This is a genomic window from Chelatococcus asaccharovorans (assembly GCF_003201475.1).
GTDB lineage: Bacteria > Pseudomonadota > Alphaproteobacteria > Rhizobiales > Beijerinckiaceae > Chelatococcus > Chelatococcus asaccharovorans.
This window is the reverse complement of sequence record NZ_QJJK01000011.1, coordinates 125,530-140,747: the sequence shown is the minus strand read 5'-3', so window position 1 is coordinate 140,747 and position 15,218 is coordinate 125,530. Positions and strand designations below refer to the sequence as shown.

The following is a 15,218-nucleotide window of genomic DNA, read 5'->3' as shown; positions in this document are numbered from 1 at the left end:
GATGTGCTCTTGAGGAACCTGGTCTTTCGTACGCGGCGGTCACGCCTCGGCGACGTCTTCAGCCCTCAGGCGTGAAGACGTGGAGCGCCTTGCGGTGCCGGGCGATGTAGTCCCAGTCGTAATCGACGCCGAGGCCGGGGCCTTCGGGGACGGGCATGCAGCCATCCGCGCCGATCGCCTCCAGCTCGTCGCTGTAGCCGGAACCGAAAACGGGCGGCATGGGGTTGCGCACGCCCGGCGCGACCAGCGACAGCTCGTACCAGTTGCTGTTGCGCATCGCCGCCATGCAATGGCGCTGCGACGGGCCGGCGGCGTGGATCTCGCAATCGAGCCCGAAGGCCTCGGCGAGATGGGCGATCTTCATGGCACCGGTGATGCCCATGTCGTAATCGGGATCGGTGCGGATGAAATCCGTGGCGCGATCGGTCAGCCACGGCACCTTGGCCTCAAGCCCCCGCACATGCTCGGTCAGCAGCAGCGGCGTCTTCACGTGCTCCTTGAGCTGGCGCGCGGCATGGGGTGACCAGCCGGCGTCCATGAACGGGTCCTCGTACCAGTAGTAGTTGCCCTCGTCACAGGCCTTGCCGACATAGATGGCGTCGGCGAAGGTCTTGAGCTCGCTGGCGGCGTCATACATCAACGTCATCTTGTCGCCGACGCGCGCCGCGCAGTGGAGCAGGTTCGCCGCCTCCTCGTGCCGGTCGCCTTCGCCCCAGCCATGGATCTTGTAGCCGCGGAAGCCGAGCTCCAGGCATTCCTCGGCAAAATCGGCATAGGCCTCCTTGCTGTCCAGGATGCCGGCGCGCCCGCCGTTGAGCGTGCTCGCATAGGTGGGCAGGCGGGTGCGATAGCCGCCGAGCAGCCGCCAGACCGGCTTGCCGACCGATTTGCCGGCAAGATCCCACAGCGCGATATCGAGCGCGGAATGTCCGACCGCCATGAAATGCCGGTGCATGCGCTTGAGCTTGTTGTAGATGGCCTCGCGCGCCTCGGCATCCTCACCCAGGATATGCGCGGCGAGGCCGCGAACCTGTCCGACAAGAACGCCGTTCTTGCCGCTATGCGCGGTGCAATATTCGCCCCGCTGGCCGTCGGCGGTTTCAATCGACAGCGCGAAGGACGGCACCGCGCTGGTGGCGCCCTTCATGACGCAGCGGTTGCCGCTGGCATCACGGCCAAGGCCTTCGACCATATACTCAAATTCGTGAATCTCGACGCGTGTGATGCGGCTGCCTGGCCGTGCTGCCGTCGGTGTGCTCATGGTGGGCGGTCTCCGTCCGCGGCGTTTGTCGGTTCTGTGCAAAGGCACTTGTCAACGCCGATCTGTCTGACTAGTATCGTTGTAGTCCGATAACTTGGAGCGCGTCAATGTCCGATATCAGCGAGCAGGAGAGCCGGGTCGATGCGGCCTACAGGCATCTCGTCGCCTACATCGACCGTGAGAACGTGCCCGAGGGTAGTCGTCTGCCGTCGGAGAGTGAGTTCGTGGAACGTTTCGGCCTCTCGCGTGCCAGCATCCGGGAAGCATTGGCGCGCCTGAGGGCGGAGGGGCGGGCGGTCTCGCGCCGCGGCTCCGGCACCTACACGGCAAAGGCGCTGCCGGCGGAGCTCGTACGCCTCTCGGCGATCGATTCGGTCCAGGATCTCATCGACTGGCACGAGTTCCGCGTCGCGCTCGAGAGCGAGGTCGCGGCGCTGGCGGCAGAGCGGCGCGACGACGCTGATCTCGCGCGCATTCATGCCGCGCAGGAGGCCTTGATGGCGACGCTCGAAAGCGAGCACGGCCAGGCGGAGGACGCGGAATTTCATCGGTCCATTGCCGTCGCGGCGCACAACCTGAAGCTCCTGGACGGCGTGGGCGCACTGGCCAATCACATCTTTCGCTGGAGCGGGCAGACGCGTGAACGCGGCATTCTCACGCTCAGCGAGCGCCGCGAAATCATCGCGGCGGAGCATGGCGAGATCATCAAGGCGATCGCCGAACGCAAGCCCGACCAGGCACGCTTTGCGATTCGCCGCCATCTGTTGAACGGCCGGGCGCGCTTTCTCGGAACACTGCGCCTGTAGGCGAGCCGGATCGGCGCTCAGAAAAGTAGTCAGACAGGACGAGAATCTGTCCGTCAGGGAGGATATGGGGATATGGCAGGCACAGGATCCAGGCTGATCGATCGTCGATCGGCACTCAAGGGCGGTCTCGCGGCGGGTGTCGCGATGCCGTTCATTGCGCGGTCGGGCTTTGCGCAGGGCGCGGGCACCGTCCGCATCTGGACCTTCATGAGCGCGGAAGGACAGTCGCCGCGCGAGAAGGTCTTCAAGACGCTGATCGATGAATTCGAGGCGAAGAACAAGGTCAAGGTCGTCGTCGAGCCGCAGCCTTTCCAGGAACTCGAAACAAAATTCGTGGCCGCGGTCGCGCAGAAGCGTGCGCCGGATCTTGTGTGGCTGCGCGACACCTTCCTCAGCCTCGTCGTCGACCGCAAAGGGCTTGCGGACCTGAACGAGGTGCTGACGCCGGACTTCAAGCGCGATGCGCTGCCGGACATGTTCGAGGTCTTCACGCAGAAGTCGGTCTTCGACGGCAAGCGCGTGTCGTTGCCGATCTGGCCATCGCCCGCGCAGATCATCTTCTATCGCAAGGACACTCTGCGCGAGATCGGCCTCGACGCGCCGCCGCTCGCCTGGGAGACCTTCACGGATGCCGCTGCCAAGCTCACGAAGGGGGATCGCATCGGCTTCGGCCTGCCGACGAGCGACAACAGCGTCTCGGCCTTCATCAACATCATGTCGGGCTTCGGCCCGGAGATCTTCGACAAGACGACGGGGCGCCTCAATCTCACCGGCCCGCAGGCGATCGAGACGGCGAATGTGGTGCGCGCGCTTGTGGCCAAGGGCGCGGTGTCGAAGACCCTGCTGAACGCGATGGGCGACGACATCCAGGACCAGTTCGCCGCCGGCCGCTTCGCCATGGCGCAGGCTTTTGCGCCGCGCTTTCAGCAATATCAGAAGATCGCGGCCGGCTACGACCCGAAGGAACTCGCCGTTTCCGCCTGGCCGTCCTTCGGTGGGCGCCCGCCGGCCGTGCTCCTTGGGCCTTACTGGACGGTTGGCCTCGCCGCCACCTCGCAGAACAAGGAGGCGGCGGCCGCCTTCCTCGAATCGCTGTACACACCCGCCGCCTCGATGCGCTGGGCCAAGGACGCGGGCCTCATTCCCGATCGACGCTCCGTCATGAAGGATCCGTGGTTCGAGAAGCCCGAGGCCGCCGTCACGCGGAATTTCTACGAGCTTCTGTCGGGCAAGGGCGCTTTCGTCTTCCCGCAGCGCGTGCCGGATATCACTAAGATTTTCTCGGTGCTCAATACGTCTCTGCAGGAGATCATCGGCACGGACGAGAAGGTCGAGGTGATCCTCGCGCGCGCCAAGACGACGCTCAACTGGTAGGAAACCACGACAGATGGTCAGCGTTCCAGCGTCTGGTACGACGCCTTTCACCCGGTCGATCGAAGATGCGGCGCGCGCCGGGCGCCGCGTCGGGACGACGCTGGTCGGTCCGGCGGTGCTCGTCGTCATCGCCGTCAATATATTGCCGGCGTTCTTCGGCTTCTATTCGAGCCTGCGCAAGATCTTCTTCTTCGGCGACGAAGGTTTTGCAGGGCTCGACAATTTCAGGTCTCTTTTTGCGGACCCCCTCACCTGGGAGGCGATTGGCCGGTCGCTCATCTTTACTTTCGGGGCGCTGGCGCTCGCCGTTCCGCTGGCGCTGCTCGCGGCGCTGGCGGTGCGCGAGCTCGGCGCGCGCGGCCGCATCCTGCTCACAATCCTGCTGGTGCCGTGGGCGATGAGCCCGATCGTCGTCGCGCTGTTGTGGAAATGGATTCTGCTGCCGTCACCGGGAGGTCTGTTTGCCTCCATCCTCGCCACATTCGGCATGCCGCCCGCCAATCTCCTGTCCAACCCGACCTGGGCGATGCCGACGGTGATCGCGGTCGCGGTGTGGCGGACCTTCGCCTTCGCCGCCATCATCCTGACGGCGGGCCTCGGCCAGATACCGAAGGATCTCTACAAGGCGGCCGCTGTCGACGGGCTGACGGCGATGGAGCGCTTCTCGCGCATCACCGTGCCGCTGCTCGCGCCGTCGATCCTCATCGTCCTGTCGATGCTGACGATCAGCTATTTCAACGAGGTCCAGGTCATCATCGGGCTGACCTCGGGCGGGCCGATCCATTCCACGACGACGCTCGCCTACCAGCTCTATCTCACCGGTTTCGTCGAACTCGACCAGGGACGCGGCAATGCCATCGCGGTGGTGATGTTCCTGATCAATCTCGTGCTCATCGTTGGCTATGTCCAACTCCTCGGCAACAAGAAGGGCGGTGAGGGATGAACCAGGGCATGCGTCTGACGGGTCGCGCGGCGCTTCTCGCGGCGTCGGCCCTGGCCTCGGTGGTCGTGCTCGGCCCGATCATCTGGGCCCTGTCCACGTCGCTGAAGTCGGACAACCACATCTTCGCGGTGCCGCCGCGTCTCATCCCCGATGAGCCCACGCTGATGCATTTCCAGCGCCTCGTCGCGGAAGGGGTGCAGTGGAGCTTCCTCAACAGCGCCTTCTACACGGTGGTCTCCGTCGCCTTTGCGGTCGCGGTCGGGGGCACGGCGGGTTACGCGCTGGTGCGCTATCCTGTTCCGGCCAAGCGCGCGCTGCTCGTCCTCTTCATGGGCGTCATGTCGATCCCGAGCTACGCGTTGCTCCTGCCGACGCAGGTGATCTTCGTCAGGCTGGGGATCTTCGACACGCGGCTCGCTCTGCCGATCCTCTATGCCGCCCATGTCATTCCCTTTGCAGTGTGGATGACCCGGGCGCATTTCGCCACCGTGCCGCGCGAGCTGGAACAGGCCGCACTCGTCGACGGCTATTCACGCTTCGAGGCGGTGTGGAAGGTGATCATCCCCGGGGCGCGCCCGGCCTTGATCGCGGCTGCGGCCTTCGGCTTCCTCTATGCCTGGAACGACTACATCACGGCGACAACGATGGTGGAATCGCCTGATCTCAGGACGCTGCCGGTCGCCCTCATCTTCTTCCAGGGCTTCCACGGCCGGGACTGGGGCGCACTGATGGCCGGGGTGGTCATCGCCACGCTACCGCCGATCGTCCTCTTCCTCGTCTATCGACGTTATCTGATCGGCGGCTTCTCGGAAGGCTCGGTGAAGGGATGACCCCCGCCGCCGTCCGCGCCAGCCGCCAGCCGGATGACATTCCGCAAGACGCAATTCTGCAAGGTGAGATCCAAGGAATGAACGTGCACAGCCAGGATATCGCATCACGCGCCGTGGGCCAGTCCGCGCGTTCGGTCCGCTTCGTCGATGTCGCCAAGCGCTTCGGCTCGGTCGCGGCGGTCGCCGATGTCAACCTCACCATTGCGCCGGGACAGTTCGTGACGTTGCTCGGCCCTTCCGGCTGCGGGAAGTCGACGACGCTCAGCATGATCGCCGGGCTCGAACTGCCGAGCCAGGGCCACATCTATATCGGTGACAGGGACGTGACGACGGTTCCTCCGGCGGACCGGGACATCGCCATGGTGTTCCAGTCCTATGCGCTCTATCCGCATCTCACGATCTTCGAGAACATTGCCTTCCCCTTGCGGGCAAAGCGCAGGCGCACCACCGAGACCGAGGTTACCCGCAAGGTGACGGACGCCGCGCGGATGCTCGGCCTCGACAAGCTGCTCGCGCGCTTCCCCCGCGAGATCTCCGGCGGCCAGCGCCAGCGCGTCGCGCTCGGGCGAGCGATGGTGCGCACGCCGACCATCTATCTCCTCGACGAGCCGCTCTCCAACCTCGACCAGCAATTGCGGGTGCAGATGCGCTCGGAGCTGAAGGATCTTCACCAGCGGCTCGGCGCCACCATGCTCTATGTCACCCATGACCAGGGCGAGGCGATGACGCTCTCGGACATCATCGCCGTGATGTCGGCCGGGCGCATCGAGCAAGTGGGTGCGCCGCGCGAGCTTTACGACCGGCCGGCCAATCTGTTCGTCGCGCGCTTTCTTGGCGAGCCCGGCATGAACATCCTGAACGGCGATATCGGTGACGGCCGGTTGCGCGGGCAGGGCGTCGCGATTGCGCTTCCGCCGACCGTGAAGGCAGGGCCCGGCGGGCTCTGCGCCGGCATCCGTCCGGAGGATCTCGTGCTGTGCCCAATCCCCGAGGCCGAGTTGACCGGGGTGGTGCGGACCGTCGAGTTTCTCGGCTCGCGCTGCCTGATGCGCGCCGATATCGGCGACACGCTCGTCACCGCCTTTCTGCCGGCTGAAGTCACGACCCAGCCCGGCGAGACCGTGGGTCTCAAGGCGTCCTACCCCGGCCGCACGCGCTGGTTCGACGTGGCGTCGGGCCTCGCGGTCGGCCATTGAGGCGATCGCAATGCGACAGATCCTGAGCATCGAGACGGCGGAAGCCCTGAAGGCGGCAACGGCGGCGCTGGACGTGGGCGCCGCGCGCGGCCATGCGCTAGCGGTCTGCGTGACCGACGCGAGCGGTACGCCGCTTGTGCTGCTGCGCGACGATAATGCCCGGCAGACGACCGTCGAGATGGCCGTCAACAAGGCCTGGACGGCGGCCGCGCACCGGCGTGCGACCCATGAGCTCGCCGCCGTCGTACAGCCCGGCCAGCCGGGGTTCGGGGCCAATATCCAGTTCGGCGGCCGGCTGTCGCCCTTGCCGGGCGGATTGCCGATCGCGATCGAGGACGCCGTCGCCGGCGGCATCGGCGTCAGCGGCGGCGACGCGGAGACCGATATCGCTGCTGCCCGTGCGGGTTTGGATGCCATCGGCTGAGCGGTCTTTCGCCCCCTCATCCGTGCGCGCGACGACGGTGTTGCGCGGCGCGCTCGATCAGACTGTCGGCTGTTCGTGACGTCGGGTCGGCCGCGCCGGCAGGACCGCGCCCTGCAGGGCGCGCGCGGCAGGGTGGGTGAAGTGAAGCGGCCGGGTCACCGGGACGTCCTCGACGATGCGCCCGCCGTCCATCACGACGACCCGTTCGCAGAAGCGATGGACGAGCCTGAGGTCGTGGGTGACGAAGAGAAAGGCCGTGCCGCGCGCCTCCTGGATCTGTTTGAACAGATCGATGGTCTGGATCTGCAGCACGAGGTCGAGGTTCGACACCGCCTCGTCCAGCACGATAAGCTCGGGCTGCGGCGCCAGGGCCCGCGCAATGCAGACACGCTGCAACTGTCCGCCGCTCATCTGCACGGGCAGTTTCGTCGCATCGTCAGCCGTGAGGCCCACCTCCAGAAGGAGCTCGCGGACGCGCGCGGCGCGCTGCTCCTGGTTGAGATCGGTGAGATGACGCAGGGGCTCGGCAATGATGCGCTCCACGTTATGCCGCGGGTTCACGGCCTCGAGCGAATCCTGGAACACCACCTGCACGGCGCGTCGAAAGGCGGCGAGGCCGGCGCTGTCGAGCGCGCCGAGCGCGGTGCCCCTGAAGCGGATGTCGCCGCGGTCCGGCTTCTCCAGGCCAAGGATCAGGCGCCCGAGCGTGCTCTTGCCGCAGCCGCTGCGGCCGAGCAGGCCAAGCGTTTCGCCCGGCCGAATGGTCAGGTCGATGCCGTCGAGCACCACCTTCGGCGCGGCGCTGCCCATGAGCGAAAAGGTGCGATAGCTGCGGCCGAGGCCGCGCGCTTCGATAAGCGGCGTCACGCGGCCTCCTCGTCGACATAAAGGGCGAGATGGGCCGCGATGAGGCTCTGCGTGACGGGATGTGCGGGCGCGTCGAAGATCGCGCGCACCGAGCCGCGCTCGACGATGCGGCCCGCGCTCATCACGTGAACGTCGTCTGCAAGGCGGGCCACCACGCCCATGTCGTGGGTGATGAGAAGGACGCCGAGATGACGCTCGCGCGCGACACGCTCGATGAGGTCGAGCAGGCGCGCCTGCACGACGAGATCGATGTCCGTCGTCGGCTCGTCGGCAAAGAGAAACGGTGCGCGGGTCAGAAGCGCGAGCGCAATCATCATGCGCTGGAGCATGCCGCCGCTCATCTCGAACGGGTGGAGACCGAGAACGCGCGCGGGATCGTCAAGCCCGACCTCCGCCATGGTGTCACGGATCGTGTCTTCGGAGCCGGCGTCCCGGTGGCCGACGGCGGTCAGCGTCTCCAGCGCATGGGCGCGCATGGTCTTCACCGGATTGAAGGCGCTGCGCGGGTTCTGCATGATGGTGGCGATGGTGCGGCCGCGGATGAGGGAAGGGCGCTGTTCCACGCCGTCCAGGAGAACGCGACCGGTGCGGCGGCTCACCCCGGCCGGCAGGACACCCTGCGCGCCGCTCGCCGTCAGGGATTTGCCAGAACCGCTCGGTCCGACGAGTGCGAGGATGCGCCCCGTCTCCAGGGTGAGCGTGAGCCCGTCCACCAGCGCGATGTCCCGGCCGTGCCGCTGTGTGGTGATGCCGAGGTCGTCGATCGTGAGCGTCGGCATCAGTGCTGGTGCTCCGCTGCGAGATGCGGGTCGAGCTTGTCGCGAATGGCATCACCGGCGAGATTGAACGCCGCCACCGCCACGAACAGCGCAAATCCCGGCCAGAACAGCAGCATCGGCTCCGTCCAGACAAACTGCCGCGCGTCGTTGATCATGACGCCCCATTCCGCTGTCGGCGCCATCACGCCGAGGCCGAGGAACGACAGGCCGGAGACGTGCAGCATGATATGGCCGATGTCGAGCGTCGCCAGCACGACGAGCTGGGCGAAGGTCGGCGGCAGCAGATGCTCGATGAAAATGCGCGTCCGGCTCGCGCCGGCGACCCGCGCGGCGAGCACGAAGTCGCGTCGCTTGAACGACAGAACCAGCCCGCGCACGATGCGGGCATACCAGGCCCAGTGCGACAGCACGATCGCGATGATGACATTGACGAGGCCCGTGCCCAGCATGCCGACCATGAACAGCGCCAGCACGATGGTCGGGAATGTCAGGAACACATCGCAGCAGCGCATGATGAACTGGTCGGCGCGGCCGCCGAGGACGGCCGAGGTGCCGCCGATGGCGATGCCGAGCGCGATGATGCCGGTGAGTGCGATGGCCACCGCGCCGAGCGAGACGCGTGAGCCGTAGATCAGGCGGGAAAGCATGTCGCGGCCGAGATGATCGGTGCCCAGCCAATGGGCGAGGCTCGGCCCCTGGAGGCGGCCCGGCAGGTCGACGGCATTCGGATCATAGGGCGCGACGAGAGGCGCGGCGACGGCGGTGATGAGAAGGATCGCGACGAGGGCGCAGGCGATCCGGGCACTCATGCGCATGTTTGAGAAGAACCCGCGCGGCGATGCGACGGCGGAGCCTTCGTGATCGGCGATCGCTGCCATCAGGCGCTCCCGGCGTTGAGGCGGATGCGTGGATCGGCCCAGGCGTAGAAGATGTCGACGAGGAGGTTACACAGCACGAAGATCAGCACCATCATCAATGTGAAACACTGGATGACCGGATAATCGCGGTTGAAGATGGCCGAGACGGCATAGCGGCCGAGCCCCGGCCAGCCGAATACGCTCTCGATGACCAGCGTGCCGCCGATGAGCTCGCCGGCATGCATGCCCGTCGCGGTGATGATGGGCAGGATGGCATTGCGCAGCACATGGCCCCGCTCGACCTTGCCCGCGCTCAAGCCCCTGAGCCGCGCGTAATAGACATGCCGCTGCCCGGCCACCTCCAGCATGCTGGCGCGCAGAAGCCGCGCGTTGATCGACAGCGACATGAAGGATACGGCGATGACCGGCATGACGAGATTGGCGGCGGTGCCGCGCCCCATCGGCGGCAGCCAGCCGAGCTGCAGCGAGAACAGCAGGACCAGCAGGAAGCCGAGCCAGAAGTTGGGCATGGAGACGCCGAGGAAGGCAATGCCGCGCACCACCTGATCCGGCCATTGGTCGCGATGCCGGGCCGCCCACATGCCGAGCGGCACGGAAACGAGCATCGTGAAGGCCAGCGCGATGCCGGCGAGCTGCAGCGTCGCCGGCAGGAAATGCAAGACCTCCGGCAAAACGGGGCGCTGCAAGGCGTAGGAGGTGCCGAAATCGAGCCTCAGCGCATCCCACAGCCAGACGAAATATTGCGTCAGCAGCGGCTTGTCCAAGCCGAGCATGGCATGCGCTTCGGCAAGCGCCTGGTCGGTCGGCGGGATGCGCGAGAGGCGGAGATAGTCGAGCGCCGGGTCGCTCGGCCCGAGCCGCAGCATCAGGAAGATGACCAGCGAGGCTCCCAGCAGCATCGGGACGAGGAGCAGGATGCGCCTGATGATGAACGCGGCCATCGGCGGCTCAGCGGTTTGCGGGCTTGATGGCTTCGAACGGGATCTCGCTCGACATGGCGCCGAAGGGGACCTCGCCGAGTGCCGGTTTGGCGACGGCGATCGCCGTCACATAGGTCAGCGGCAGGTAGACCGCCTGCTCATGGAGGCTGGTCAGGATTTTGGCATAGAGCGCCCGGCGCTTCTCCTCGTCCGTCGAGGTGAGGGCCGCGCCGATGTCGGCATCGATCTCAGCCTTGTCGGGCAGGCCGAGCTGCGCCTGATAGTCCGCGTGGGAGGGCAGACGCATGGAACTGAGGAAAGCATGCGGATCGTAGGGTGCCCCCCAGGTGCGGTTGAAGATCATGCCGAAGCGCCCGTCACGCTGGCGGGCGTAGACGCTGCTCTCTTCCTCGCCGACGAGCACGACATCAATGCCGACCTTGCGCAGATCCGCCTGGATGACCTCGGCCATCGACTTCGCGACCGCGTCGGGTCCGACATAGTTCAGCTCGATCGCGAGCGGCTTGCCGTCCTTGGCGCGGATGGCCTGGCCGGGCGCGAGCACCCAGCCGGCCTTGTCGAGGAGGGCGGCGGCCTGGGCGGGATCGAAGGCATAGGGCTTCAGGCCGACATCCGCATAGGGCACGTTGGGCGCGAACAGCGTATCGGCGCGCTTCTGGGTGCCATACAGCACCGTCTTGATCATCGTGTCCTTGTCGACGGCGTGGTTGATGGCCTGGCGCACTGCGAGCTCGTTGGTCGGCGCGCGGTTGGTGTTGATGGCCAGCGGCCGCGTCTCCAAGGGGCCGGAGATGCGCGTGTTGTAGGTTGTGCCCTTCTGGAAGCGCGCGAAGGTGTCCGGCGAGATCGGGCCGTCGGAGCCGTAGATGAGATCGATCTCACCGGTCTCCAGGGCGATGGCGCGGGTGTTCGGATCGGGAATAACCTTGACGACGACCTGCTCGAAGGCCGGCTTCTCGCCCCAGTAGTTGGCGTTGCGCTTGAAGACGTCGTGTTCGCCGAGGCTCGTGGCATCGAGCGTCCAGGGGCCGGTGCCGATCGGCGCCTTGATGCCATCCATGGTGCCGCCCTTCTCGCCGAACTGGGACGGTGCGACGAAGCGGAACGGCCGCGGCAGCGCCAGTTCCTGGAGGACCGGATAATAGGCGTCCTTCAGGGTCAGGCGTACGGTCGCATCGTCGAGGGCCTCGGCCTTGACGATCTGGTTGGCGAGCTCAAGCCAGGCATGGCGTTTGCGGTTGGCGAGGACCGCATCAAAATTCGCGACGACCGCCTCAGCGTTGAACGGCTCGCCGTTCGAGAATTTGACGCCGGGCCGCAGCTTGAAGGTATAGCTTTTGCCGTCCTCCGAGATGTCCCAGGACTGTGCCAGCCACGGGACGACTTTGCCGTCGGCCCGGTAGCGCACGAGCGGCTCATAGACCATCGCCTGCGCGAACATCTGGTTCGGGGAATAGAGATGGGGATTGAGTGGGCCGACATTTTGCGGCCAGGAGAAGTTGAGCGTTTGCGCCTGCGCTGTCTGGGCGGGTGTCAGACATGCCGCAGCGAATAAGAAACCCACCCCACCGAGTATCCCGAACAGCTTGCGCATTGCCGAGCCCCACCTGTCATTGCTGCACTCAAGTATGATGATTTTATAGAAACTTCATACTCGTGGCGCAATCGGGATTCCGGCGATGGCAGCGAAACATCGTGTAAAACTATGGTTTGCCGCATTTCCATGAAATGCGCGGCAGCGTGCGCTCCGTTCACCGTTCGTCAGTCATCGTGATGATGGTGGCCGTGGGAATGCCCCGTGGCGTGCGTATGATCATGGGTGTCGTCGACACCCACCGGCATGACATGCAGATGGCCGTGGCGGACGCCCCGCTGGCTTGAGACGCTGTCGGCGAAATGCTGCATGGCTTGGACGGGGCCCTTCAGAATTGACACCTCCAGGCAGTGATCGTGATCGACATGCACATGCATGGTTGCCACCGACAGGTCGGAATGCTCGTGGTGGTTCGACGTCAGGCGGCTGGCGAGCGCCCGGGTGTGGTGATCGTAGACATAGGACAGCACGCCGTGGCCGCGCGATTTGCCGGGCAGCGTCTCCGCCATGGCCTCCTCGCGTGAAAACTCGGCACGGATGACGTCACGCAGGGCTTCCGAGCGGCTTTGATACCCCTTGCGCGCGCAGAGCGCGTCGATAGCGACCAGCAGGTCGTCGTCAATCGTCACGGTGATCCGTTGCATCGCGCGGCATCCTCTCTTGCGACCGTCTCTTGCGACCGTCGCCGACAGCATGGCGACTATCCGCGTTCTGTGCTCCGCCTTGCGGGGATGCGTGTCAAGAGAGGGGTGTTTGCCGGCGGTGATGCAAGCCGCAATCTCAGAGTTCGAAGGGATGCGGCAGCACGGCCCATTGCCAGAACGGCAGGCCGTCCACGTCGAACGGCTCGCGCAGGAGAACGAAGCCTGCGGGATCCGTGCGGCCGGTGTCACGCATGGCATTGGCGAGGGCCTGTTCGAGGCCGTAACTGAGAGGAAGTGTAACGACGGCGTCTCGTTCGTCCCTGACGGTCAGCTTTGCCCCGTCGAGGGCGATGATCGTCAGCCGTCGTCCGGCCCAGCGGTCGCTCACCCCTGACGACGGAGTGACGGGAGGCTCAAAGGCCAGGCTCAACAGTCTTGCGAGGTTGTGCGTGATGGTCAGGATCATGCGGAGCCATTCGGTGAATTCTCCATACAGTCAATCATATTTGTATATTTAATTAAATAACATAATCAATCTGTTGTTTTTTGGGGCCCAGGTCAGCGCTTTCGGCGAAGCGATCGAACATCAGCGCCGCCGATGAGAGCGGGCGCCCGGCGATGGCGAGCCGGTTCAATGAACGCCCAATGGTCACGCCGGGCACGGTGATGATCTGCAGCTTGCCGAGCGCGAGCATATCGGCGGCGGCCGTCCGCGAGATCACCGCGATGCCGAGGCCCGCGGCGACGGCCTGCATGATCGCTGCCGTACTGTCCACCTCCATGGTCTCGACGGGCACCACGCCGAGATCGCGGAGCGCGCTGTCAACGACATCGCGGGTGCCGGAGCCGTGTTCGCGGACGATATGGCGGTGCTGGGCCAGGTCCCGCGCCGTTGCCTTCCGCGCCATGGCGAGGGGATGGGATGGGGCCGAGACGATGACGAGTTCATCAACGCGCCAGTGCGTCAGCGTCAGGCCGGGAAGATCGACGGGCCCTTCCACGAAGGCGAGGTCGATCGAGCGGGAGGTCAGGAGATTGGCGATGTCGCGCGTGTTGGCACTCGTCAATCGCAACTGAATCGTCGGGTGGACCTCGTGGAAGAGGCCAAGGATGGGGGGAAGGATATAGGTGGCGATGGTCGTGCTCGCGCCGATGTGCAAGCCGCCGCGCTCGATGCCGCGGAAGGCTTGCAGTTCCGCCTCCGCGCCGCGCTCGATGGTGAAGAGAAGGGTTGCGTGGTGGAGGAGCGCCTGGCCGGCGTCCGTCAGAACGACGCCGCGGGTGCGATCGAGGAGGGCGATGCCCACCTGGCGCTCGAACTCGCGGACGCCCTTGGAGACGGCCGACTGGCTGATGGCGAGTGCATCGCCCGCGCGGGAGAAGCTCCCGCATTGGGCAACCGTCGTGAACAGGCGCAGAAGGTGCAGGTTGAGCGCCATGGCGCATCCGTATGAAGAAAAGTCATGTCGAGATGAAAACTATGCGTTTGCATCCCGCTGAAATCAATTCACATTGCGGCCATGGTCTCCATCGTGTCTGCGCTCACTTCGGATCGGCGCCACCACCCCGCCTTCACTCTCCTGCCAGGCGTCGCGCTCTGCGCGGCCATCGGTTGCATGGCCTGGCTGGTCGAGGCTGTCGAATACCGCATCAGCGGGCATCCCTATATCGAGGCGCTCGTCCTGGCCATTCTGCTCGGCGCCGGCATCCGCGCCGTCTGGACGCCCAGCAAGGTCTTCACCCCGGGCATCCTCTTCAGCGCCAAGACTCTGCTCGAAGTGGCCGTCATGATGCTGGGCGCGTCGCTGAGTGCCACGTCGATCATCGCCGCGGGAGGGCCGCTTCTCATCGGTATCGCGGGCGTGGTGGTCTCATCGCTGATCGTCAGCTACGGATTGAGCCGACTGTCGGGATTGCCGCACACCATGGCGGTGCTGATTGCCTGCGGCAATTCCATCTGCGGCAATTCGGCGATCGCCGCCGTCGCGTCGGTCATGCGGGCGGATGGCAACGACGTCGCCGCGGCCGTCGCCTTCACGGCCCTGCTCGGTGTCGTGATGGTGCTGCTCCTGCCGCTGAGCGTGCCGCTTCTGGCCATGAGCGAGCTGCAATATGGCGCCATGGCCGGCCTCACGGTCTATGCGGTGCCGCAGGTCCTTGCCGCGACCATGCCGGTCGGTCTCGTCAGCGCGCAGATCGGCACGCTGGTGAAGCTCGTCCGGGTGTTGATGCTCGGACCGGTCGTTTTCGCCGCTGCGCTGGCATCGCGGGATACGAGCCACGGGGCGGTTCGCCTGTCCTTCTTCAAGCTGGTTCCCTGGTTCGTCATCGGCTTTGCGGTGCTCAGCGTCGCGCGTTCCCTGGGGCTGATCCCGGACGCGATTATCCCGATGATCCGCCAGATCGCCACGGTCTTCACGGTGCTGGCGATGGCGGCGCTCGGGCTTGGTGTGAATGTCAGCAGCCTGCGCAAGACCGGCTTACGCGCGACGATTGCGGTGCTCGCATCGATGGGGGCGCTGCTCCTCATGAGCTATGCACTGGTGACGCATATTTCCATCAGCCTCTGACGAGGGACATCATACCAAAGCGCGAAGATGCTGACGCATCCGCGCCTGGGCGACGCTCAGGCGCCACGCGGGCTTGACCAACGCCCGAATCGACCTCATCGCAGGTTGCTA

The 15,218-nt window shown here is 65.6% G+C and carries 16 protein-coding genes; 7 read left to right on the top strand and 9 right to left on the bottom strand.

Features of this window, described 5'->3' with window-relative positions; genetic code table 11:
• Positions 1–58: 58 nt before the first annotated feature.
• A complete protein-coding gene (locus C7450_RS24345; protein ID WP_110377064.1) occupies positions 59–1,261 on the bottom strand; it encodes an enolase C-terminal domain-like protein in 1,203 nt (400 codons plus the stop codon).
• Positions 1,262–1,368: 107 nt separating this feature from the next.
• Here C7450_RS24345 and C7450_RS24340 point away from each other — a divergent pair, with 107 nt between their 5' ends.
• From C7450_RS24340 to C7450_RS24315, 6 genes are all read left to right on the top strand, one after another.
• Entirely contained in the window at positions 1,369–2,067 is a 699-nt protein-coding gene (locus C7450_RS24340) for a FadR/GntR family transcriptional regulator (protein ID WP_110377063.1), read from the top strand.
• A gap of 72 nt (positions 2,068–2,139) precedes the next feature.
• Positions 2,140–3,441, top strand: coding sequence for an ABC transporter substrate-binding protein (locus C7450_RS24335; RefSeq protein WP_110377062.1), 1,302 nt, complete (start codon positions 2,140–2,142; stop codon positions 3,439–3,441).
• Between the two features lie 13 nt (positions 3,442–3,454).
• Entirely contained in the window at positions 3,455–4,384 is a 930-nt protein-coding gene (locus tag C7450_RS24330; RefSeq protein WP_110377061.1) for a carbohydrate ABC transporter permease, read from the top strand.
• A gap of 8 nt (positions 4,385–4,392) precedes the next feature.
• Positions 4,393–5,214, top strand: coding sequence for a carbohydrate ABC transporter permease (locus C7450_RS24325; protein WP_170147411.1), 822 nt, complete (start codon positions 4,393–4,395; stop codon positions 5,212–5,214).
• A 77-nt stretch (positions 5,215–5,291) separates the two neighbouring features.
• Complete coding sequence (locus C7450_RS34930; RefSeq protein ID WP_110377208.1) at positions 5,292–6,410, top strand: ABC transporter ATP-binding protein; 1,119 nt, start codon at positions 5,292–5,294, stop codon at positions 6,408–6,410.
• A 10-nt stretch (positions 6,411–6,420) separates the two neighbouring features.
• On the top strand, positions 6,421–6,834 hold the full coding sequence (locus C7450_RS24315; protein WP_110377059.1) for a GlcG/HbpS family heme-binding protein: 414 nt from the start codon (positions 6,421–6,423) through the stop codon (positions 6,832–6,834).
• A 57-nt stretch (positions 6,835–6,891) separates the two neighbouring features.
• Here the strand turns inward: C7450_RS24315 and nikE are convergent, their stop codons facing one another.
• The 8 genes from nikE to C7450_RS24275 all read right to left on the bottom strand — a co-directional run bounded on the left by nikE (position 6,892) and on the right by C7450_RS24275 (position 13,976).
• Entirely contained in the window at positions 6,892–7,701 is an 810-nt protein-coding gene (gene nikE, locus C7450_RS24310) for a nickel import ATP-binding protein NikE (protein ID WP_110377058.1), read from the bottom strand.
• Complete coding sequence (locus C7450_RS24305) at positions 7,698–8,480, bottom strand: ATP-binding cassette domain-containing protein (protein ID WP_110377057.1); 783 nt, start codon at positions 8,478–8,480, stop codon at positions 7,698–7,700. Before C7450_RS24305 ends, nikE begins: the two co-directional genes overlap by 4 nt.
• A complete protein-coding gene (gene nikC / locus C7450_RS24300) occupies positions 8,480–9,349 on the bottom strand; it encodes a nickel ABC transporter permease subunit NikC (RefSeq protein ID WP_410369457.1) in 870 nt (289 codons plus the stop codon). Before nikC ends, C7450_RS24305 begins: the two co-directional genes overlap by 1 nt.
• A gap of 8 nt (positions 9,350–9,357) precedes the next feature.
• On the bottom strand, positions 9,358–10,299 hold the full coding sequence (nikB, locus tag C7450_RS24295) for a nickel ABC transporter permease subunit NikB (protein ID WP_110377055.1): 942 nt from the start codon (positions 10,297–10,299) through the stop codon (positions 9,358–9,360).
• A 7-nt stretch (positions 10,300–10,306) separates the two neighbouring features.
• On the bottom strand, positions 10,307–11,893 hold the full coding sequence (gene nikA, locus C7450_RS24290) for a nickel ABC transporter substrate-binding protein (protein ID WP_110377054.1): 1,587 nt from the start codon (positions 11,891–11,893) through the stop codon (positions 10,307–10,309).
• A gap of 167 nt (positions 11,894–12,060) precedes the next feature.
• Positions 12,061–12,537, bottom strand: a complete 477-nt coding sequence (gene nikR / locus C7450_RS24285) for a nickel-responsive transcriptional regulator NikR (protein ID WP_110377053.1) — start codon at positions 12,535–12,537, stop codon at positions 12,061–12,063.
• Positions 12,538–12,673: 136 nt separating this feature from the next.
• Positions 12,674–13,003, bottom strand: a complete 330-nt coding sequence (locus C7450_RS24280; protein WP_110377052.1) for a hypothetical protein — start codon at positions 13,001–13,003, stop codon at positions 12,674–12,676.
• A gap of 52 nt (positions 13,004–13,055) precedes the next feature.
• A complete protein-coding gene (locus C7450_RS24275; RefSeq protein ID WP_110377051.1) occupies positions 13,056–13,976 on the bottom strand; it encodes a LysR family transcriptional regulator in 921 nt (306 codons plus the stop codon).
• A gap of 93 nt (positions 13,977–14,069) precedes the next feature.
• On the opposite strand from C7450_RS24275, the gene C7450_RS24270 reads away from it, so the two are divergent.
• The gene (locus C7450_RS24270) at positions 14,070–15,107 is read left to right on the top strand and encodes a YeiH family protein (RefSeq protein ID WP_245450085.1); all 1,038 of its coding nucleotides are present in this window, start codon (positions 14,070–14,072) and stop codon (positions 15,105–15,107) included.
• Positions 15,108–15,218 lie beyond the last annotated feature (111 nt).

Coding starts and splice junctions, on each gene's coding strand:
- C7450_RS24345 (WP_110377064.1), bottom strand. CDS start 1,261: ATGAGCACACCGACGGCAGCACGGCCAGGCAGCCGCATCACACGCGTC.
- C7450_RS24340 (WP_110377063.1), top strand. CDS start 1,369: ATGTCCGATATCAGCGAGCAGGAGAGCCGGGTCGATGCGGCCTACAGG.
- C7450_RS24335 (WP_110377062.1), top strand. CDS start 2,140: ATGGCAGGCACAGGATCCAGGCTGATCGATCGTCGATCGGCACTCAAG.
- C7450_RS24330 (WP_110377061.1), top strand. CDS start 3,455: ATGGTCAGCGTTCCAGCGTCTGGTACGACGCCTTTCACCCGGTCGATC.
- C7450_RS24325 (WP_170147411.1), top strand. CDS start 4,393: ATGCGTCTGACGGGTCGCGCGGCGCTTCTCGCGGCGTCGGCCCTGGCC.
- C7450_RS34930 (WP_110377208.1), top strand. CDS start 5,292: ATGAACGTGCACAGCCAGGATATCGCATCACGCGCCGTGGGCCAGTCC.
- C7450_RS24315 (WP_110377059.1), top strand. CDS start 6,421: ATGCGACAGATCCTGAGCATCGAGACGGCGGAAGCCCTGAAGGCGGCA.
- C7450_RS24305 (WP_110377057.1), bottom strand. CDS start 8,480: ATGCCGACGCTCACGATCGACGACCTCGGCATCACCACACAGCGGCAC.
- nikB (WP_110377055.1), bottom strand. CDS start 10,299: ATGGCCGCGTTCATCATCAGGCGCATCCTGCTCCTCGTCCCGATGCTG.
- nikA (WP_110377054.1), bottom strand. CDS start 11,893: ATGCGCAAGCTGTTCGGGATACTCGGTGGGGTGGGTTTCTTATTCGCT.
- nikR (WP_110377053.1), bottom strand. CDS start 12,537: ATGCAACGGATCACCGTGACGATTGACGACGACCTGCTGGTCGCTATC.
- C7450_RS24280 (WP_110377052.1), bottom strand. CDS start 13,003: ATGATCCTGACCATCACGCACAACCTCGCAAGACTGTTGAGCCTGGCC.
- C7450_RS24275 (WP_110377051.1), bottom strand. CDS start 13,976: ATGGCGCTCAACCTGCACCTTCTGCGCCTGTTCACGACGGTTGCCCAA.